Here is a 22,370-nt window from a genome sequence, read left to right as displayed (position 1 = left end):
GGAATGGAGTGAACAAGATGACGAAAGACTGGGAGACCCTGTCCGTCTTACAACGAAACCGAGAAAATGCCAGATCATACTATATTCCTTTTGCAAATCAAGCATCAGCCTGGACCAATCAAAGAAGCAATTCCGATCGCTTTCAGCTACTTAATGGCACCTGGAAATTCGCCTATTTTGATACAACTCAACAAGTGCCTGAGGATGTTTGCGAAGGGGATGCAAGTGATTGGGATGAGTTGTTTGTGCCATCTAACTGGCAAATGAATGGATACGGAATTCCACATTATACGAATAAGCAGTATCCATTCCCGATTGATCCACCGAGAATTCCGACGGAAAATCCGACTGGTATTTATCGTCGCTATTTTTATATAGATCCAGATTGGGAGAACCAACATATCTTTCTCCGATTTGAAGGAGTAGACAGTGCTTTTCACCTTTTTATCAATGGCAAGGAAGTTGGATACAGCCAAGGAAGTCGTATTCCTGCAGAGTTTAATGTGACTGATTATGTCCAAACTGGTGAGAATGCAATTGCAGTGAAAGTATACCAATGGTCAGATGCCAGCTACATCGAAGATCAGGACATGTGGTGGCTGAGCGGTATTTTCCGTGATGTTTATTTACTAGCTCGTCCATCCTGTTATGTGCAAGACTTTTTTGTAGAAACGGAGTTGGATCAAGACTACCATCATGCGAAGTTAAACATCGAAACAGTACTGAATGAGTTGCCGACTGAAAACTACAACATAGAATATCAGTTATATCATCCAGAACGGTCATTAGTAAAGCAGGCAGAAGCAACTATTGATCAACAGAAAAGTGTACAAACAATTGAAGTAGAAGCCCCATTGAAATGGAGTGCAGAAACTCCATCCTTATATCAGTTGTTCATTATATTAAAAAAAGATGATCAAATCATCGAGGTTATTCCGGTAAAAGTCGGCTTTCGCTCCATTGAATTAAAAGATGGTTTGTTACTAGTTAACGGGAAAGCAATTAAATTAAAAGGAGTTAACCGTCATGATCATCATCCTGATTTCGGAAAAGCTGTCCCATACGACTGGATGGTCGAAGATGTCAAAATGATGAAGCGCCATAATATCAATGCTGTGAGAACAGCCCACTATCCAAACGATCCACGTTTTTACGCATTGTGTGATCAGTATGGATTGTATGTCATTGATGAAGCAGATTTAGAATGTCATGGCTTCGAATATATTGGGCAGCCTCATTTGATTAGTGATGATCCAGAATGGCAGGAAGCCTACCTTGATCGAATGATTCGAATGGTAGAGCGCGATAAAAACCATCCATCGATTATGATGTGGTCGTTAGGAAATGAATCAGGCTACGGTCAGAATCATGATGCCATGTATCAATGGACAAAAGAGCGCGATCCGTCACGTCTTGTCCATTACGAAGGTGAATGTCGCACCATTATGAATGGCAGTAATATGGACCCGGAAAAAGACCCGGTATCTTCTGACGTTTTTACGACAATGTATACCGATATCGATATTTTAAAACGGTTAGGAAAAAAGGATTTTCTACAAACCCCTCATATTCTTTGTGAGTATGCCCATGCGATGGGGAACAGTCCTGGTGCACTAAAAGAGTACTGGGAAACATTTTACCGTTATCCTCGACTCCAGGGTGGCTTTGTATGGGAATGGATGGACCACGGCATTCGCAAAACAACCGAAAAGGGAGAAGTATATTTTGCTTATGGTGGAGATTTTGGAGACGAGCCGAATGACTCCAACTTTGTAATGGATGGCTTAGTCATGTCTGATCATACCCCATCACCAGCATTACATGAGTATAAAAAAATATTAGAACCGGTGAAGATAAGTGCTGTTGACTGGCTAGGCAAAACAGTAACCGTAACCAATCGATATGACTTCATCGATTTAAGTCATCTGCAATTAGTATGGACGGTTGAAGCAGATGGCAGCATTGTCGAAAGTGGATCAGTAGCTCTTTCTGGAATTATGCCAGAAGTTAAGGAAGAGGTTCGCATCGATTTTTCTACACCTGAAAATGTATTCGCTCATACCAATTATATACTTCATGTAAAAGTAGTATTAGCAAAGGATACCGAATGGGCGAGTGTAGGCTATGAAGTTGCCTGGTCCCAATTTGAGATACCTGTTCAAGTAACACAACCAGCAGTGGAGCGACTGCAATCAGGTACTTTAGTTATTGAGGACGGACGTAATCAATTACATGTTCAAGGAAGTGAATTCGACGTTTCTTTCAGCAAGATTACCGGTCTTGTCGAAGGATGGAATTATCTTGGGGAGAAAGTTATTGAAAGCACCCCGAAATTAAACTTTTGGCGTGCGCTAATAGATAATGATATTTACGAAACAAACCAGTGGAAGCCTATCAGCAATAAAGCATACTGGCAGAAATATGGTTTACATTGGTTACAGCATCGACTTGATGATTTTAGCTATCGAACTGCAGATGATAATAAACAAGTACAGATAATAGCAAAAGTAAGAATCGCCCCATCTAAATTAGCATGGGCAATCTTAACAACTTATACCTATGATGTCTATGCCAGTGGAGATGTTCAAGTTACGGTTACTGGTCAATTTGAAGGAGATACTCCAGATACTCTCCCCAGAATTGGCTTGCAAATGAAAGTGCCAGATGCACTTGATCATGTGCGATGGAATGGCAGAGGGCCTGGTGAAGCGTATGCTGATAGTAAAGAGGCTAATCGTTTCGGTGTTTGGAAAAGTACTGTCGATCAGCTATTTACGAATTATGCTGTCCCTCAAGAGAATGGCAATCGCCATCAAGTAAAATGGATGTCTCTATATCATGAATCTGGAACTGGACTATTGGTGAGAGGAAAGCCAACCTTTGATTTTAGTGTCCATCGTTATGATATGGAAAATCTCGATCAAGCAAGACATACATATGAGCTGATCAGACAGGAGAACCTTACGTTAAATATTGACTATAAACAGCATGGCTTAGGTTCCGCCAGCTGTGGTCCAGATGTCTTAGATAAATATCAATTACGTGCAGAGGACTTTGCGTTTACTGTTCGCTTTATCCCTTTTTCATCTAATGAGGATCCCAGCCATCTAGCTAAAACTATTTTGTCAAATAGCTTATAAATTTTATTGGACACTTTCAGAAGTTTATTGGACACTTTTAAGCATTTACTGGACACTTTCAGAGGTTTATTGGACACTTTTAAACATTTACTGGACACTTTTTGAGATTTACTGGACACTATCACAAAAACCCGCTTCAGATCGAAGCGGGTTTCCTATTTATAATCCACATTTAAGCTGTGCACCACAGTTTGTACACGTATTACAGCCACCGATATCTTCGACACTACCTTTACGGCAGACAGGGCATGTGTCACCAACTTCTGAGCCGATTGACATGTCTGTTTTGTCTAGTTCGTTAACTGTATCAACGATAACTACTTTCTTTTCTTCATCTTCAAATAGTTCTGTTTGTTCTGAGAAGTTATTTTCCTCAGCTTTAAGTGTTAAGACTTGGGAATCACGGCTTCCATCTACATAAACCGTGCCACCTTTTGCACCACCACGGTATAAACGACGATACACTTGCTCTACTTGTTCGACTTTATATCCTTTTGGTGCATTGACCGTCTTAGAAATAGAGCTGTCTACCCAACGTTGAATTACGCATTGCGTATCAGCATGTGCTTCTGGTGATAAGGTCATTGCTGTTACGAACCACTTCGGTAAATGATCTGGATCTTGTTCTGGATTGTTGTCTAAATATTCCTGAACGATATCTGCTTTCACTTCGATAAATTTCCCTAATCTTCCGCTACGATAGTAGGTGAAAGAAAAGTAAGGTTCAAGTCCGGTAGAAACACCAACCATCGTACCAGTTGAACCTGTTGGTGCAACAGTTAATAAGTGTGAGTTGCGAATACCGTATTTTAAGACACCTTCACGAATATCTTCCGGCATATCTTGCATATAACCGGTAGAGACAAAGTTTTCACGTAAGCTTCTCGTTTCTTCTTCTGTTTCACCAACTAAGAATGGGAAGCTTCCTTTTTCTTTTGCTAATTCGATTGATGTACGATAAGCGGTTGTCGCAATTGTTTCGAATATTTTATCTACTAATTCATTACCTTCTTTGGAACCGTACTCTGATTCACAGTAAATTAGTAAGTCATGAAGCCCCATCACACCTAAACCAACACGTCGCTCACCTAGAGCTTGTACACGGTTTTCTTCCAGGAAGTAAGGTGTGGACTCAATCACATTATCTTGCATCCGTACACCGATTTCGACCGTTTGTTTTAGTTTATCAAAGTCGGGTGCTTTCTTCTCTTTGTCCGCTACATTCGCTAAGTTAACTGCTGCTAAATTGCAGACAGAATACGGAGCGAGGGGTTGTTCTCCACATGGATTTGTCGCTACTACTTTTTGTCCATATGCAGTTGCGTTTGTTTTCTTATTAGCATTGTCAAGGAAGAAAATACCTGGTTCAGCAGAGTAAGTGGCACATACGTTAATTAAGTCCCACAATTCCTTTGCTTTGATGCGTTTATAAACTTTCACACCGAAACCTAGTTTTTCCCATTCTCTAACGTCGCCAACTTCATGCCAATGCTTGTTGTAGTATTCCATTTCCTCAGCATCGTAATTTTCAACATCAGGGAAACGTAATTCGTACCCAAGATCATTTTCAACAGCTTCCATAAATTCATCGGTAATACAAACCGAGATGTTTGCACCTGTTAAAAAGTCAGGGTTGTGAACAGAGTAAGAACCGCCATCGCGTAATTCTGCTTCTGCTTTTTCGATATTGGCGTCTGTGAATCCACCTTGACCAGGCATATTTTTGAAATTAACTACCCCTTGGTATAGTTGTACTTCATCAGCAGAAAGTGGTGTGAATTTTAATTTGTCACTAGCTAATTGCTGGATGGTTTCGTCTTCGGTATTTTCCATTAAATAACGTAAGATTCTCGGATTTTGCATCTTCGAGATGATGAATTCAATCACATCAGGATGCCAATCGTTTAGCATAATCATTTGAGCCATATAAAATGTTGCGTTGATTCGTTAGATCAACTCTCTAAGTCACCTTAGAGTTCAGACCATATCTTGTATTTATTAGATACCCTCGCGCTTCGGAAACACTTGCTTCCTACTCTACTTCCTTCCACGAAAAACGTGTGGTTTCGATGGCCGTTGAACCTTCTCCATTTCACAGGAGCTTGGCTGCTGATTGTCTTTCTCGACTTGTTGTTTTTCAGCTTTCACGCCTACCGTTTCCGGTTACGTTGTAGCCAACATGTCATCTATAATGCTTTTTACATAATCAAAGTTGTTTATTTTATCGTCTTCCCAAAAGCGGGCAATTTGAAATCCATTGTTTTTGGCTATCTCATTTTTTTCTTTATCAATTCTTATTCTTTCAATTTGCCAATTTTCAGGATTGGGATAATACTTAGGATTAGCATGTCAAATGGTCATTTTTTAAATGTAAGTGTAAACCATCCTTGTTTATTATGAGATATTTTATACCCACACAGTTTACAACTTTGATTATTTTTTGCATCATATGTTTTCATGATAATCCCCTTTTAATATAAGTTAGGGTCTCAATTACCATTTATAACTTAAAGAGTTCCCAGCAATTCACGAGGTTTTTTTATAGACGAGGCACTCCAATTTACCACGTCTTGACCCACCTTGTTCAACTAGATGTGTCAATTTAGCGATATCGTCTAGCCAAGAGACAGAACCAGATGATTTACCATTGACCCCTCTAGCTAAAGCGTTTCGAGGTCGAAGTGTCGATCCGTTAGTACCAACACCACCACCGCGTGACATGATTTCCATTACTTGTTTGCGATGATCACTAATACCTTCACGTGAATCTTTTACAAAAGGCATCACATAACAGTTGAAGTATGTTACATCGGTATCAGATCCTGCACCGTAAAGGACACGTCCGGCGGGCACGAAATTCATGCTAGATAGTTCTTGGTAAAAATGTTCGAACGATTCATCTTGTTTTTCTTTTGTTGTTTCCACTGCTGCTAGACCTGTCGCATTACGTTTGGCAATTTGTTCGTAATATACTTCTAATGGTTTATCGATTGTGCTTAAGGAACGTTCGATTACGCCAGTTTCACGCTCTTCATCTTTCTCTAATACGTGAACATAATCTTCCTCTACCTGAATACGGGCTTTACCATTTGTTTCATTAATTTCTAAGATGAAACCAGTACCTCTTGCAGGGAATTTCGGGTCTTCCTTAATCGTTAAAACGACAAAGTCACCTTTTTTTAATGTCTTTTTCTCTGTATCTTTGAATGCGTATCGGTCAAGCATAACAAGTCGTGATACACCTTTATGTGTGGTATGCATATCAGGTGTAATCGGGTGAACTTGAGGAAATTCCTTAATATCCTCATTCAGCTGTTCCACATTGATTGCCAATGACCGGTCTTTCGTCGATTGCATTGGGTAGTAGCCTCCTTTATCTATATATGTGAAAAATGATAACTAAATTAAATCTATTATATCGTATCAGAATCGACACATTTTCTCAATATATAGTGTTTTTTGACAAAAAGATATACTATATATTGAAAAGCGTAAAAAGACACTCTTTTAGGTAAAAGAGTGTCTTTTCCTTAGTCTATTATATCAAAAATAAAAGAAGTTTTGGCAAAATATTTTTCATCTTTATCTAACCAAATGGAAGGGAATCCTTCATGATGGACTGATGCCGGTGAACCTTGTGTTTCAAGGCAGAGCCCTAAATATTGTACCGATTCTCGTTCGCGTAACCCTAATCCTTCTGGCAGATTATTAGATGTATACATCACCACACCAGGCTGGTCGGTTATCACAGTTAACTGACGACCACTTTCTTTCTCATGAACAACTGCACTTTCCTGTTTGGAATGGTCAAAGATAAAGTAATGATCATAGCCATGATTTGCTACCAGATTTTGCTTATAATCGGATGTCACCCCATCTTTCATTAGACGGCCATTTCGGAAATCATAGACAGTATTATCTACTTCTAAAATATTACCAGTTGGAATTAATTCTTCATCTAATTCAACAAATTGACTGCTGTCCAATGTAATCTCATGATTTTGAATATCGGATTTCAAATTACCGCTAAGGTTAAAATAAGAATGATTAGTACTGGTTAGAATCGTTTTATGATCAACTACACCTTCATAGGTAATCGTAAAAGCATTATCATTATTCAAAGTATAAGTTACTGTCATCCACAGATTCCCTGGATAGCCGTTTTCACCATCTTCGCTTTTTAATGTCAGTGTTAGTCCTACTTCATCATTATTTTCAAAAGGAACCACCTTCCAGATTGATTTATGAAATCCTGGTTCACCGCCATGCAAGTGATGTTCTCCTTCATTTTTCGGTAGTGTAAATGTCTTACCATCCACTTCAAATTGCGCCTTTTCAATTCGTCCGGCTACACGACCAATTAACGCTCCAAAGAACCCAGGATTGTCAAGATAGTCTTCATAGTTTTCAAAGCCGATTACGACATTTTCCAGCTTTCCGTCACGATCTGGTGCAAGTATTTTTGTAATGATACCACCAAAATTGAGGATAGAAACAGCCATTTGATTATCATTGATTAAGGTAAACTCTTTCCATTGCTGGTCTTTTACTTGGACTACATCTGTTTTTACTTCCATTACCCGTTCCTCCTGTTATCTTTCATTTAAGTGTGACAAAAATCGTTTAAACGCATCTCTTCCGGTCTGGTTTGTTTTATACACCCCGGCATCTTCCAAGACACGCGCGAATTTTTGTCCTAGTGCATCTTCTACTATTTTGTTAACGTTGTCTTTAGTTATAGGTGAATATCTATCTTCAATAGATTGTACCCAATCATGATGGTATTCTGCAACCGTTACCTTTTCGCCAAGCAGGTGTTTTTTGATTGTCTCCATTTCCTCTTTTAAACGGGGAGGAAGTACTGCAAGCCCCATCACCTCAATAAGTCCAATGTTTTCTTTCTTAATATGGTGAACATCCTCGTGTGGATGGAAGAGGCCCATCGGGTGTTCATCTGTTGTACGATTGTTACGTAATACCAAGTCGATTTCGTATAATTTGCCACGTTTGCGGGCAATTGGTGTGATCGTGTTATGTGGCGTATCATCTGTAAAAGCAAGAATATCTGCAGCAGGATCACTATATTCTCGCCATTTTTGTAAAATGTAATCAGATGCATCCACTAGTTTGTTGCGATCAGTATGGCGTAAGCGAATCACTGATAATGGCCATTTGACTACCACTGCTTCCACATCGGAAAAATCGTCCAATGTAAAGCTGAATTCCTCTTCAGCATTTGTCATAGCAAAGGTATAATGACCACCTTGATAGTGATCATGTGATAAAATACTGCCACCAACAATCGGTAAGTCAGCATTTGATCCAATGAAGTAATGAGGAAATTTTTCAACAAAAGCAGTAAGTCTGGCAAAAGAATCTCGATTAATTTTCATTGGCCGGTGTTCTTTTGCGAACAGTATACTGTGTTCATTGTAATAAACATAAGGAGAATATTGTAGAAACCAATCTTCCCCTTCCAAGGGAACCTCAATAACCCGGTGATTAGAACGTGCCGGGTGACCGATCCGACCTACATAGCCCTCATTTTCCGCACATAATAAACATTTTGGATAAGCGATATCCTGTTTCATTTCTTTTTCACGCTTAATTTGTTCGGGATCCTTTTCCGGTTTTGACAGGTTGATCGTAATGTCTAAATCTCCATAATCTGATGCTGTTTTGAAATGAATGTTATTCGCAATCCGTTTCGTTTGAATGTAATTACTATCTTTACTCAATTGATAGAAATAGTCGGTTGCTTGCTCTGGTGACGCTTGATATTTCAAATAAAAGGTTTGGTTTATTTCTGAAGGCTTTGAGATAAAAACGTCCATAATTTTCGCTGTTAGTTGTTCTCTTTCGTCAAGTAAGCCCTCGATTAATCCCTTGTTTACTGCTAGCTCCGCTAAATCTTCTAAAATATCTGGAATATCCAGATTTAGCAGTTCTGCGTCATCTTGATAACTTGCTTCATTAAGCAGGCCTAACACTTGATTACGTGCATAAATTTCGTCACTGGTCTGAATCAATTCTTTCTCAATAGCTTTGTTGACTAATGTGTTCACTAAGCTTGAGATATCGGCCATGTTAATCCTCCTTGTAGCCTGTTGGATTTGCCTGATGCCAATTCCATGCATCGGTAATAATGCGATCAATATCAGTTCTGGTCGGATTCCAACCAAGAATACGCTTTGCCTTATCTGATGCAGCAATTAATGTACTAGGATCTCCTGCTCTTCTTGGTGCTACTTCTGCCGGAATCGCATGATTTGTTACTTTGCGTGCGGCATCGATGATTTCTTTTACAGAGAAACCTTGACTGCTTCCTAAGTTAAAGACATTGCTTTCTCCGCCTTCTTTTAAATATTTTAGTGCTAGTATATGAGCATCGATCAAATCTTCAACATGAATGTAGTCACGGATACAGGTGCCATCTGCAGTATTGTAGTCATCACCAAAAATAGAGATATGATCTCTTTGACCTAACGCTACTTGCAATACAATCGGAATTAAGTGTGTTTCAGGTCGGTGGTCCTCACCAATTTCACCTGTACTTCGTGCGCCGGCAACATTAAAGTAACGAAGTGATACAAAACGGATACCATGAGCTGCTTCGGTCCATTTCATCATTTTTTCCATCGTTAATTTTGTTTCACCATACGTATTAGTAGGTTTTGTTGGCATTGTTTCGGTAATTGGTACTTGTTCTGGTTCACCGTATGTTGCGGCGGTAGAAGAAAAGACAATATGTTTGATATCGAATTCTGTCATGGCTTGCAGTAATACTTGGGTTCCGTAAACATTGTTATCAAAATATTTAAGAGGGTCTTCCATTGATTCTCCTACTAGAGAGTTTGCTGAAAAATGGAGTACTCCATCAATCTTTTCGTGTGTAAATACTTCACGCAAGAATTCGATATCACGAATATCACCATTATAAAATGTTGCGTCAGGATGGACTGCTCCCGCATGCCCTGTCAATAAATTATCAATCACTACTACTTCATATCCCTGATCAATTAATTGGTATACAGCGTGTGAACCGATATAACCAGCTCCACCTAAAACTAAAATACGCATTTGTCATCATCCTTTCTAACTTAAAAAATATTAAAATAGTAACCATTCACAAAATTCATAAACTGTGAGGTAACGTAGATATGGAAAAGAGATATCCCCGGAAGCAACGATCTGTTCCGAGGAAAAAGGCTTCTCTTCCAGGGAAAAGTTCTTCTCTTCCGAGGATAAACGACTATATCCAGGGAAGAGAAGGGCATATCCCCGGAACAGCAAAGGATATCCAGGGAAGGGAAAGAGGTATCCCCGGAAGAGAAGTCCTGTGAACTTTGCAACTAAGCTACTTCGCAGTTTGTATCAACTACGAACCAGTAAGAGCCTAAAGTGATATTTCTTTAGCACCGTCTCCTATTGCGGCTACGTAAAAGGTTGGTGTGTAACCTACTTTTTCTTGATAGGCTTTGCCAATGGCTGCTTTGACAGCTTCAACCATTGTCTTTTCTACGATAGCTATCGCACATCCACCAAATCCAGCACCTGTCATTCGGGCACCAAGAACACCTTTTTGTTGCCAAGCGGTTTCGGCAATGGTATCAAGCTCCATACCTGTAACTTCATAATCATCGCGTAATGAAACATGCGATTGGTTCACTAATTGACCAAATTCTTCGAGGTCGCCAGCATTTAACTTTTTCAAAGCATCGATCGTTCTAGCATTTTCATATACAGCATGTTTTGCCCGTTTTTGGTTTGTTTCATCACTGATTAATGAACGGCTTTCCTCGAATTGTTCCGGTGTTAATTCGCCAAGACTGTTAATAGAAAGTTCTTTTTGCAGGTCGGCAAGTGCTGCTTCACATTGGCTGCGACGTTCATTATATTTGGAATCAGCGAGTTCGCGTCTTTTGTTCGTGTTAATAATAATGATATCATGATTTTCCAATTTTATTGGTGCATATTGATAGTTTAATGTATCACAGTCTAATAACATTGCGTGATCTGCTTTTCCCATGCCAATTGCAAATTGATCCATAATGCCACTGTTGACACCAATATAATCGTTTTCAACTTTTTGTCCAAGTTGGACCATCCGAATACGATCTATATCGAGTCGGTAAAGGTTTTCTAATAAAACCCCAGTTACAAGTTCAATCGAAGCTGAGGAGGAGAGCCCCGCACCGTTAGGAATATTTCCGTAGAATAATACGTCAAATCCTTTATCAATGTTAAATCCTTCTTCTTGGAAGTAAAGCATCATCCCTTTCGGAAAATTGGTCCAATCGTCTTCTTTTTTGTAGGAAAGGTCATCTAGTGAAACGTCGATTATTCCTTTATCAGGAAAATTATCCGAATAGAGTCGAACCTTTCGATCCTGTCTTGGTACTGCTAACGCATACGTACCAAAGGAAATTGCAGCAGGGAAGACATGCCCGCCGTTATAATCTGTGTGTTCTCCGATCAGATTAATTCTACCTGGTGCAAAAAATGCTCTTGGCTGTTCAGTTGTTTGGAACATATCTTGAAACTTGGCAACTAATCTTTTTACATCCATTTGAATTTTCACCCTTTGAAATATTTTGTAGACTTAATTAAATTAATTTATTAACTATATTGTACGTGATTTCATCATCAGATACAAGACTAAAAATGTAAATAATTGATTGAGGTGTACAGTCACTTATAACGACGTCACATAAATTGGAATTATCCTCAGTGATCATTATATATCTTTACAAAAGTTAACAAACACTTTACGCAGAGTTTAATTAATTTCAATCTTGAATTGATAGAATCAGAGGTGGAAGATAGTCAAAATAATAGAGGAGGAGAGAGAATGAAGCGACATTTAAGCTTAAAAATATCTAGCATATTTTTGGCATTTTTACTTGTATTTACTCAACTCTCAACAGCATTTATACCTATAGTAGAAGTAAATGCCCAAGAACAAGAGACGGAGGCTATTTCTGTATCTGATGCATTGGCAGAAGGTCATGATACAGAAGTGACAATGGAAGGGTATATAGTAGCCCCTTTTAATTCTCAGTACGCAATAAAAGTAGCAGAAGAGAATAATGATACAGCTACATCTATCCTTGTTAAGCTAGAACCAGATCAACGTGATCAATTTAGTCCAATGTTAAATGAAGTAGCGTTAGGACAAAAAGTTATTGTGACAGGTAAAAGGGATCTTTATTCTTCTCAGGAAGCGATTAAATCTGTAACGAGTATTAAATTTGCTGATGGTGATTTAATAGAGGATGAAGAACCAGTTCCGTCTGACCTATCGATTTCAGAAGCACGTCAACAAAGCAATGGAAGTGTCGTAACCATTGAAGGTGTGGTAACTTCTAGTAATCTAGCAGATCCAAATAGCAGTCAATTATCCACATACATACAAGATGAAACTGCAGGTATTAATCTTTTTGCATTTGATGGATCTTCTTTTCCAACATTAAATGAAGGAGATGTAGTACAAGTTACAGGGGAAATTGATGTTTATCGTGGTTTAACTGAAATTATTCCAAATGAAATAGAAGTGATTTCTAATGATGAATCGTTACCACAACCAACAGCTATCACGATAGCAGACTTAAACGATGAAGCAGTAGCTGAACCGTTAGAAGGTCAACTAGTTACTGTTTCCGGATATATTCAAAGTATTCCATCTGATCCAGCTGGTGGAGGCTATAATATTTCCTTAATCGATAGTGACTTTAATAGTACGACATTAAGAGTGATGGAAGGCACGTTGGATGTTGCTGATATCGAAGAAGGAAAATGGTATGATATTACAGCTGTTTTAAGTCAATACAATAGCTATCAACTATTACCTAGAAAAGCTAGTGATCTATCATTAGCGGAGGAGCAACCGGACGCACCAGATGCTGGGGGAGAATATACATCCACTGTAGAGTATGTTTCTGATGGTGACACCATTCGTTTAACAACACCAGTATTAGGGTCTGATCGAGTACGTTTTGTTAACATAGACACTCCGGAAACAAGTGTATCTGGAGCTAATGGTGTAGATGAGGAAAACCAAAAAGAGCATGGTCAATATGCAACCGAGCGCTTGAAAGAATTATTACCAGAAGGTTCAACCGTAACATTAAAAATTGGTGAAGAACCTACTGATCAATATGGTAGATTGCTAGCGGAAGTCATCAATGAAGATGGCGTAAATACGAACCTGGAACTAGTTAAAGAAGGATTCGCAGCAACCTACTTTATCTGGCCAATTGGTGATGAAGATAATTATCAGCTTTATCAGGATGCAGTCAAAGAAGCAATAGATAGCGAACGCGGTATTTGGAATCCTGAAAACCCATTAACAGAGTTACCATTTGCGTACCGTGCCATTACAGAAGGTGGAGATTTCCATCGTTATGTAGGGAACTCCGATACGAAAGAATATGTAGAACCAACCGAATATGCAGAAGTTCCCGTAGAGAACCGTATCTTCTTTGCAAGTGCGGAAGAAGCAGAAGAACAAGGCTATACGCCAGTAACAACAGGGGAAGAACCATCAGATGACATATTGGAAGTACAACTATTAAGTATGAATGACTTACACGGTAAGATTGATCAGGAATATGTACTAGATGTTGATGGCGAAGATGCGGTTTATGGTCGTATGGACTATACAGCACAAGCGATTAAAGAACGAGAACAAGAAAATGAGAACACGTTACTTGTACATGCTGGGGATATGATTGGCGGAAGTTCACCTATTTCTGGATTGCTGCAAGATGAGCCAACCGTAGAAATTATGAATGAAATGGGCTTTGATGTAGGTACAGTAGGAAACCATGAATTTGATGAAGGATTAGACGAATTGAAACGTATGGTAAATGGTGGCGATCACCCTGAAGGTCTTGGTACAGAAGGTTACGAAGGGATGAACTTTGATGTGCTTTGTGCCAACTGTATTCAAGAAGATACAGGTGAAACCTATTTACCACCATATGCGATACAGGAAGTTGACGGTGTAGAAATTGGTTTTATCGGTGTGAATACACAAGAAACAATGAACATGGTTATGCCGTCTTCTTTAGAAAATGTAGCATTTACGGATGAAACAGAAGCCGTTAATGATGCAGTTTATGAGTTACAGGAACAAGGTGTTGAAGCTATTGTTGTGCTTGCGCATATGCCAGCGACACAATCTGGATCAACTGCTACAGGAGCAGCTGCAGATTTAGCCAAAAATACTGACGATGCAGTAGACATTATATTTGCAGCCCATAACCACCAGGTAGTAGATGCCGTTGTAGATGAAAAATGGATTATTCAAGCATCGGAATATGGAAAAGCTTTTGCTGATGTCGATATTCAAATTGATCGTGAAACAAAAGATATTGTAGATGTAGAATCCGAAGTTGTGTTTGTGAAGCAAGACGATTACCAACCTGAACCAGCTGTTGAAAGCATTCTTAATAAGTACGAAGCTGAGATAGAATCTATTGTAAATGAAGAAATTGGCTATAATGCACAGGAATTAACTGGTCAATATACGAATGATGGCGATCATGGTTTAGGTAATCTAATTGCAGATGGTATGAAATGGACGATGGATGCCGACTTTGCGATGCACAATGGTGGTGGTATCCGTGACTCCTTAAATGTGGGTCCAATTACTTGGGGTGAAGTGTTTAATATTTTACCTTTTGCTAATAATGTGATGTCAGTGGAAATCAAAGGGAAAGATTTAATTCCTATTCTAAATGACAACTTATCAAGTTACGGATCAGATTATAGTGTGTCCGGATTACACTACACCTACAATTATGATTATCAGCATGTAGTAGATATTACCTTCCCGGATGGATCTCCAATTGATCCAGATGAAACATATGTATTAGCAACGAACAATTATATTGGTACACAGGATGGGCCAATTAAAAATCTAGGCGAGAATCCAATAATGGGACCTATCGATGTTGATGCTGCGGTAGATTATATCAAGTATTTAGATACGTCTGAGGAAAACCCATTAGTGATTGGACCAGAGGGACGTATTGCGCAAACAGATGAAATTCCAGACATAGACGATGAAGGTGAAACAATTGGTTATAATGGACAAGATTTAGTCGGTAGTTATACAAATGGCATCGATCATGGTTTAGGTAACCTAATTACAGATAGTATGAGAATGGAAATGGACAGTGATTTTGCTGTGACAAATGGTGGAGGGATTGGTTCTTCCTTATTAGCTGGACCGATTACGACATCTTCGTTAGAAAAAATACTAACGCATGGCAATACTTTAGTGAAAATGGAAGTGACAGGTGCTGAATTAGAAGATATTCTAAATGCACAGCTTTCTGATAACGGTTCTGATTATAGTGTATCTGGGTTCCAATATCGCTATAATAAGGCTGCAAATAAAGTGATATCTATAACACTTCCAAACGGCAAGAAAGTGAAAAAGAATGATACCTATACCTTAACAACGAATAGCTATTTAGCATCAAGAGGTGTATTCGCATCGATCGACTCTGAGCGAGAAGAAGGGCCTGTCGATGTAGAGGCGCTTGAGAATTATATTATTTCGTTAGAAACAACAGAGGACAATCCACTGTTGTATGGTACAGAAGGTCGTATCTCTACGGTACCGAAAGTAACATTGCCAGATGTTGTAAATAATAAGGCGGAAGTAAAGGATGTTATTTTTGATCATGTAGCAGCAAAGGGCAAAGCTACTGTTGACTTTACTGAAGTAGAGGATATTGACGATAGTCAACCATTAGAAATTACAGTAACAAAATCGCAATTAACTAAATTAAAAGAGAAAGATGCGGTTTTAGCTGTGAAAAAAAATGATGTGACACTAGAGTTTCCAGCAGCAGTGTTTAGTGGGGAACAGGATGCTACAATTATCATCGAAAAGCTCGCAGATGTAGAAGGTGCGAAAAGTGCTGTTTATGATTTTACCCTTGTAGAAGGTGAAACTGTAATCAGTGACTTTTCTGAAACAGAAGGTGTTCAATTAGCCTTTAACATCCATGACGAAAATGTGGAAAACTCAGACCTTTTGAAAGTATTCTACCTAAATGAGGAAACAGATGAATGGGTAGAAATTGGCGGTGAGTATCAAGATGGTATTGTGACAGCAACAACTACTCACTTCTCGATCTTTACAGTAATGGAAGCTAATGAAGATGATGAAAATAATGATAATGATGATACCAATAACAATGGTGGAAACAATGAAGGTGATGATACCAATAACGATGTTGGAAATAATGACGATGGTGAAAACAATAACAACGATGGCGATTCAAAAGATAACGATGAGGACTCCAATGGATCAGAAGATCAAGAGAAATCAGAGGACGCATCAACAGAAAAGAATGAGCTGCCAGATACCGCTACATCTATGTTTAACTACGTGGTAGCAGGTGTCGTCATAATCGCATTAGGGTTATTAATACTGATTCGTAAAAGAAAATTAAACTTATAAGGAAATTGAAAAAAGGCTACATTCAGCATCTTGAATGTAGCCTTTATTCCTGTAAGGTAAGAAAGTATAAAATTCAGGTATTTGTCTAGCTCCGAGCGCCCAGAAACTAGGCGACTTCACGAATTGCCCTACGATAAGTCATCATCGGTTCGCAAGCTTACCGTGATTCTTTTATCTCAGTTAATTCGTTCCAGTCGCTACGTTTCTAAACGGGCGCTCTGCGCTTTTCTTATTTAATCTTACTGTTGCTTAATAGTAGTATACTGCCCTCTTATTTTTTTAGCTGCTTCGACCATTTTTTCCAGAGCGGCGATGGTTTCTGTTTCTCTTCTTGTTTTCAGCCCGCAGTCTGGATTAATCCAGAATTGTTCGACATCAATAGTTTCCAAGGCACGTTTAATGTTTACTTCAAGCTCTTGTAATGTTGGAACACGTGGGCTATGAATGTCATAAACACCAAGCCCAATATCCTTCTTATAATCATTTTTCTCAAAAGTTTCCACCATTTCTCCGTGACTCCGAGAAGTTTCGATAGAAATCACATCCACATCTAATCCATCGATAGCTTCATATATTTCACCGAATTCAGAATAGCACATATGCGTGTGAATTTGAGTTTCAGGTTTGACTGTTGCCGTTGCAAGTTGAAAAGCATTGACAGCTGCATCAAAATAGGCTGGCCATTTTAAACGATCTAACGGCAACCCTTCCCGTAATGCAGGTTCATCTACTTGAATGATGTTTATTCCTGCTTCTTCAAGTGCTAATACTTCCTTTTCCAATGCCAAAGCAATTTGATCTTGTACGGTGAATCGAGGTAATTCTTCATGTACAAATGACCAATTTAAGATCGTAACGGGTCCAGTTAGCATACCTTTGACAGGTCGATCAGTTAAAGATTGCGCATAGGCAATTTCTTTGACGGTAATCGCTTTTTCCCACTCAACATTTCCAGCTAATAAAGGTGGTTTAACACAACGTGAACCATAGGATTGAACCCATCCAAATTCAGTTACCGCAAAGCCTTTTAATTTTTCACCAAAATATTCAACCATATCGTTCCGTTCAAATTCACCGTGAACGAGTACATCTAAATCTAAGTCTTCCTGAATTTGAATCCACCTTCTCGTCTCTGCTTCAATAAATTCTTCATACGCCTGATCAGAGATTTCGCCTTTACGCCATTTTGTTCTTGTTCGCTTTACTTGGGGTGTTTGCGGCAAACTTCCAATTGTTGTTGTCGGTAACAACGGCAGGTTTAATGATGCTTGTTGACGTTTCTTTCTCTCCGCAAAAGAGATCTCCCGTTTCGCTTTATGTTTTGCAATAGTAGGTGTTTGACTGCGGTACTCCGATTGATCCAATTTTGCTATTGCTTCTTGGCTTGCTTCAAATGCGTCAGCAACAGACTGTTTCCCTGCTTGTAAAGCGGTTGTTAAGATTTGCAGTTCTTCTAACTTTTCATTAGCAAAACTTAATCCGTCTTTAACAACAGTATCTAGCTTTTCTTCTAAATGCTTCGTGACAGGCACATGCAATAAGGAACAGGAAGGTTGCACAATTAATGTTTCTGGGTTTGCAGCTTGTTGGATATTTTGTAAAAACTGAAATTTTTCCTCTAAATTAGCTCGCCAAACATTTCGTCCATTAATAATACCAACACCTAATACTTTATCGGAAGGGAAACCAAACTTTTGGATCAACTCTAAATGGTCACCATGTACAAAATCCAATCCAATTCCCTTTACTGGTAGAGCAGTAATGCGTTGATAATGTTGAACCGTCTCAAAGTAGGTTTGTAAAATAATTTGAATTCCTGATACATTGTTATCGATCGATTGATACACTTGCGCCACAAGTTGTATTTCCTTTTCAGAAAGGTTAGTACCCAAAATTGGTTCATCTATCTGTACCCAACTTGCTCCCGCTGCTGCTAATTCGTTAAGAACTTGCTCGTATAATGGAAGTAAGTGATTAAGCCAACTTTCTAATTCACCTTCTTGATAGCCTTTTGCTAACTTGACAAATGTGACTGGTCCGACAATGACAGGCTTGCCGTCAATGTTCAATTCTTCTTTTGCTTCCTGATAATAATATAATGCTCGGTTCTCGATTAATTTTGGTGATGTTCCGCTTAGTTCTGGCACTATATAGTGGTAATTGGTGTTGAACCATTTGGTCATTTCTGCTGCCACAGCATTTGTTTCACCACGAGCAATCGCAAAATAACTAGCCAAGTCTGTTGGGTCATGATGCTGAAATCGCTCTGGAATAATATTAAAGGCAACAGCAGTATCTAATACATGGTCATAAAATGAAAAATCCCCTACAGGAATAAGATCAATTCCTTGTTCTTTTTGCTTTTTTAGGTTGTTAAGTCGTAATTCTTTGGTTTGTGCTTTCAAAGATTGTTCACTAATGTCTCCTTGCCAGAAAGCTTCGATTGCTTTTTTCCATTCTCTTTTTTCCCCTATCCGCGGATAACCTAAATTGGCACTAAGAATTGTTGTCATTGTGTAAAAACTCCTTTTCATTTATATTTTGGTTACTAACTTAGCTTGTTGATGAACATACTTCGTGAGTTCCACTGTTAACGGATAATGCATAAATGGCGTGATAATATAAATACCATTAAAATAATTCATAGCTGTTGTAATTAACTCCTTGGCGATTTGTATTCCCTCTTGTAAACTGTCTTGGCGGTTATCATGGCGTTGCATTCTTGTTCGTACTTCGTCAGACAGCTTCATGCCTGGCACTTCATGATGAAGAAATTCTGCATTTCGGTGAGAGGTCAGTGGCATGATACCAATGAAAATAGGTTGATCAATATGTTTAGTCATTCGATGTAATTGAATAATTTGCTCATGGTTGAATATCGGCTGTGTCAAAAAGTAGTCCGCACCATGCTTTATTTTTCGCTCCATCCTCTTTACTGCTTTTTCGAGATTGGCTACATTAGGATTAAATGCAGCAGCTACCTGGAATTGAGTGTTTGTTTTCAGGGAACTACCAGAAAATGAAAGCCCTTGGTTAGACTGTTTAATCAGTTTTGTTAATTCCAAAGATGTGACATCAAAGACAGATGATGCTCCCGGGAAACCGCCAATCCGAGTTGGATCACCCGTAATAGCTAGAATTTCATGCAGTCCTAATGTATGCAGTCCCATTAGATGGGATTGCAGTCCGATTAGGTTACGGTCACGACATGTCAAGTGGATAAGTGGTGTTGCGTGACAACCTGCTTGCTTCATTTTTACAGCCATTGCTAGATTGCTAATACGTGGAGTAGCTAAGGAATTATCTGCTAATGTAATTGCGTCAACCCCAGCATTTTCTAAAGCAAATACACCATTCATGAAGGGGGCTGTATCCAAATGTTTTGGTGCGTCTAATTCGACAATAACGGTATGTCGTTTTCGAGCTTTATCTGCAAGTGTTGTTCGTAGTGGAGGTTGCTGTTCTGTTGTATTTTTGGTAAATGTTACTTGCTTGATTTCTTTTTCCGTAATAGGTTCTAAGTCTGCAACACCATCTTTAAGGGCACGAATGTGTTCCGGTGTTGTACCACAACATCCCCCTATTAACCGGACACCTTGATCACGGAATTCCTTCGCGCATCGTTCGAAATAGTGACTATGCTGGTTGTACACTAGCTTCCCGTTTTGATAAGCTGGAAGACTCGCATTAGGATAGGCTGCCAAAAATGCCTTTTCTAGAAGTGGAACTGATTCTAATGCTTTGATCATATAGTGAGGACCTAAATGACAATTCACTCCTACAACATCAGCCCCAATATTTTCTAGTGTTTGGAGTGCTACGGGAAGTTGGATGCCGTTTTCCATCACACCAGGTTCATGCATGGATACATTCGCTATGATAGGCAGATCTGTTTCTTGTCTAGCAATCTCTAAGACTTGTTTGATTTCTTCGAAGTCATAGTATGTTTCTAGTAATATGCCATCCACACCTTCTAGTAATAGTGAAAAGAGTTGTTCTTTAAAGCTGCGGATAATCTCTTTTTTAGAAGCTACTATTTTTTGAACTCCTCTAATTCCACCAATCGTTCCCAACACAAATGCCCGGTCTTTGGCAGCCGTATTGGCGAGTTGAACTGCTTTGGTATTCAATTGATGTACTTGATCCTCTAAACCAAAACGTGCTAATTTGATATAATTTGCCCCGTATGTGTTGGTTTGAATGATTTCTGCTCCAGCATCAAGATAGGTTTGATGAACATGAAGGATTTCATCGGGATGGGTAGTGTTGTAAGATTCGAAACATCGATCTACACCATGGGAGTATAGTAAAGTTCCCATTGCTCCATCAGCGATCACTAACTTGTTTTGCAAATGACTAATTAAGTTGGACATAAACATTCACCTCTTTTCTACACAAAATAAAAAATCTCCGGCTATAGAAAGACGGAGATTTATTGGAAAAAGACTCTCATCTTTCAAGCACATCATGCTTGCTGGAATTAGCACCTTGTCAATGAATGACGGTTGCTGAGGTATCGTAGGGCCAGTCCCTCCACCTCTCTGGATAAGAAATAGCTATTTAGTTAGTAACATTTGTTAGTAGTTTACAACAACAACAAACCAATTTCAAGTACATTTTGAAAATAATGGTATGAGGTGTGCGGGATAACTTGACGGATCTTATAAGTATGATATGATAAAAGTTAGTTGAAAATGATTATCAATAACAAGGAGGATATCTCCATGAACTTACATCAACTTATTAAAGGACGTCGATCGATAGCTGTTTATCAAGATAAAGAGGTTTCACAAAGTTTGATCGAAGAACTATTAGAAACAGCTATTTGGGTTCCTAATCATAAAATGACAGAACCATGGCGCTTTGTATTTATTCAAGGAGAAGCTAAAGAAAAACTGGCAACCATTAACCGGCAAGTAGCAGTCTCCAAAACAACTAGTAATTCAGATGAAGAATTAAAAATAGTAAGCGATAATGCTTATCATAAAATTATGAATGTACCATTTATCTTTTTTGTCGTTAATACCCTACACCCACAAGAAAAGTTAAGAGAAGAGGATTATGCTTCTTCTAGTTGCTTAATTCAGAACTTTAGTTTACTAGCATGGGAACAAGGGTTAAGTACTTTTTGGAAAACAGGAAAACTAGCTTTCTGTGAAGAAACAGCAGAATTGATTGGTTTAAAAGAGGATGAAAGAGTAGTAGGACAAATTCAGGTAGGTTATCCAGCCAAAAACCAATCTCCAGTTCTGAGAACATCAGCAAAAGAAAGAATCACTGTTATAGAGTAAAACGCATCGGATGCCCGAATCCCGATGCGTTTTTTTGCTGTAGAACACAGTATCCATTTACTGCGAAGTAACTTAGACATGGATTTGTTCTCCTCCGATCTGTTATTTTGAGAAGTGTTGTCATTCGCTACGGCAGAATACTGCGCTTTCCGTGGGCTCGGCTTCAGCTAACTTTGCAAAGGAAACCACTTTGCAAAGTGGATCTTCAGCTCTCGCTTTCCCACAGGAGTCTCCGTATTCTGCCTACGCTATTTTTGCCCTCTGATTATAAAAAGAAATGAACTTATGAAACTAAACTTTTTTGTTTTACTATAGTTCTAATCGGCTGTAATTCCTGCTACATATGGTGAAAAATCGACTGGTTGATTTCGGATTAGTGTTGTGGAGCATTTCTTAACGAAGGCCGCCCACTTTCACTCCTGTGGGAATTGTTTGACCTGAAGATCCACTTTTTCGAGC

At 38.9% G+C, this 22,370-nt stretch carries 9 protein-coding genes, 2 pseudogenes and 1 riboswitch; of the genes and pseudogenes, 3 read left to right on the top strand and 8 right to left on the bottom strand.

Annotation, left to right across the window (positions count from 1 at the left end; all coding sequences use genetic code 11):
• Positions 1-17 precede the first annotated feature (17 nt).
• On the top strand, positions 18-3,140 hold the full coding sequence (gene lacZ / locus D569_RS0106950) for a beta-galactosidase, LacZ type (RefSeq protein WP_018931687.1): 3,123 nt from the start codon (positions 18-20) through the stop codon (positions 3,138-3,140).
• Between the two features lie 159 nt (positions 3,141-3,299).
• Here lacZ and D569_RS22650 read toward each other — a convergent pair.
• The 6 genes and pseudogenes from D569_RS22650 to D569_RS0106920 all read right to left on the bottom strand — a co-directional run.
• Positions 3,300-5,063 (bottom strand): annotated as a pseudogene (locus D569_RS22650) (vitamin B12-dependent ribonucleotide reductase); the annotation flags it as partial.
• Between the two features lie 639 nt (positions 5,064-5,702).
• A pseudogene (locus D569_RS22645) lies at positions 5,703-6,497 on the bottom strand (ribonucleotide reductase N-terminal alpha domain-containing protein); the annotation flags it as partial.
• Positions 6,498-6,670: 173 nt separating this feature from the next.
• The gene (locus tag D569_RS0106940) at positions 6,671-7,717 is read right to left on the bottom strand and encodes an aldose epimerase family protein (RefSeq protein WP_018931683.1); all 1,047 of its coding nucleotides are present in this window, start codon (positions 7,715-7,717) and stop codon (positions 6,671-6,673) included.
• Positions 7,718-7,732: 15 nt separating this feature from the next.
• The gene (gene galT, locus D569_RS0106935) at positions 7,733-9,226 is read right to left on the bottom strand and encodes a UDP-glucose--hexose-1-phosphate uridylyltransferase (RefSeq protein ID WP_018931682.1); all 1,494 of its coding nucleotides are present in this window, start codon (positions 9,224-9,226) and stop codon (positions 7,733-7,735) included.
• A 1-nt stretch (position 9,227) separates the two neighbouring features.
• A complete protein-coding gene (galE, locus tag D569_RS0106930; RefSeq protein WP_018931681.1) occupies positions 9,228-10,220 on the bottom strand; it encodes a UDP-glucose 4-epimerase GalE in 993 nt (330 codons plus the stop codon).
• Between the two features lie 316 nt (positions 10,221-10,536).
• Positions 10,537-11,709 (bottom strand): galactokinase, encoded by a 1,173-nt coding sequence (locus D569_RS0106920; protein ID WP_018931679.1) that lies wholly within the window; start codon positions 11,707-11,709, stop codon positions 10,537-10,539.
• A gap of 282 nt (positions 11,710-11,991) precedes the next feature.
• Here D569_RS0106920 and D569_RS22640 point away from each other — a divergent pair, with 282 nt between their 5' ends.
• On the top strand, positions 11,992-16,620 hold the full coding sequence (locus D569_RS22640) for a 5'-nucleotidase C-terminal domain-containing protein (RefSeq protein WP_018931678.1): 4,629 nt from the start codon (positions 11,992-11,994) through the stop codon (positions 16,618-16,620).
• Between the two features lie 239 nt (positions 16,621-16,859).
• On the opposite strand, the gene metE is transcribed toward D569_RS22640, so the two are convergent.
• Both metE and D569_RS0106905 read right to left on the bottom strand, forming a co-directional pair.
• The gene (gene metE / locus D569_RS0106910; protein WP_018931677.1) at positions 16,860-19,133 is read right to left on the bottom strand and encodes a 5-methyltetrahydropteroyltriglutamate--homocysteine S-methyltransferase; all 2,274 of its coding nucleotides are present in this window, start codon (positions 19,131-19,133) and stop codon (positions 16,860-16,862) included.
• Between the two features lie 21 nt (positions 19,134-19,154).
• The gene (locus D569_RS0106905) at positions 19,155-20,993 is read right to left on the bottom strand and encodes a bifunctional homocysteine S-methyltransferase/methylenetetrahydrofolate reductase (RefSeq protein ID WP_018931676.1); all 1,839 of its coding nucleotides are present in this window, start codon (positions 20,991-20,993) and stop codon (positions 19,155-19,157) included.
• Positions 20,994-21,066: 73 nt separating this feature from the next.
• A riboswitch (SAM riboswitch) is annotated at positions 21,067-21,172 on the bottom strand.
• 172 nt (positions 21,173-21,344) lie between these two features.
• Here D569_RS0106905 and D569_RS0106900 point away from each other — a divergent pair.
• Positions 21,345-21,911, top strand: a complete 567-nt coding sequence (locus tag D569_RS0106900) for a nitroreductase family protein (RefSeq protein WP_018931675.1) — start codon at positions 21,345-21,347, stop codon at positions 21,909-21,911.
• Positions 21,912-22,370 lie beyond the last annotated feature (459 nt).

This window comes from Gracilibacillus lacisalsi DSM 19029 (assembly GCF_000377765.1).
GTDB lineage: Bacteria > Bacillota > Bacilli > Bacillales > Amphibacillaceae > Gracilibacillus > Gracilibacillus lacisalsi.
This window is presented reverse-complemented; position numbering and strand designations above follow the sequence as displayed.

What these genes read in the sequence shown, in the direction of transcription:
- lacZ (WP_018931687.1), top strand. Translation starts at nt 18, where the DNA reads ATGACGAAAGACTGGGAGACCCTGTCCGTCTTACAACGAAACCGAGAA.
- D569_RS0106940 (WP_018931683.1), bottom strand. Translation starts at nt 7,717, where the DNA reads ATGGAAGTAAAAACAGATGTAGTCCAAGTAAAAGACCAGCAATGGAAA.
- galT (WP_018931682.1), bottom strand. Translation starts at nt 9,226, where the DNA reads ATGGCCGATATCTCAAGCTTAGTGAACACATTAGTCAACAAAGCTATT.
- galE (WP_018931681.1), bottom strand. Translation starts at nt 10,220, where the DNA reads ATGCGTATTTTAGTTTTAGGTGGAGCTGGTTATATCGGTTCACACGCT.
- D569_RS0106920 (WP_018931679.1), bottom strand. Translation starts at nt 11,709, where the DNA reads ATGGATGTAAAAAGATTAGTTGCCAAGTTTCAAGATATGTTCCAAACA.
- D569_RS22640 (WP_018931678.1), top strand. Translation starts at nt 11,992, where the DNA reads ATGAAGCGACATTTAAGCTTAAAAATATCTAGCATATTTTTGGCATTT.
- metE (WP_018931677.1), bottom strand. Translation starts at nt 19,133, where the DNA reads ATGACAACAATTCTTAGTGCCAATTTAGGTTATCCGCGGATAGGGGAA.
- D569_RS0106905 (WP_018931676.1), bottom strand. Translation starts at nt 20,993, where the DNA reads ATGTCCAACTTAATTAGTCATTTGCAAAACAAGTTAGTGATCGCTGAT.
- D569_RS0106900 (WP_018931675.1), top strand. Translation starts at nt 21,345, where the DNA reads ATGAACTTACATCAACTTATTAAAGGACGTCGATCGATAGCTGTTTAT.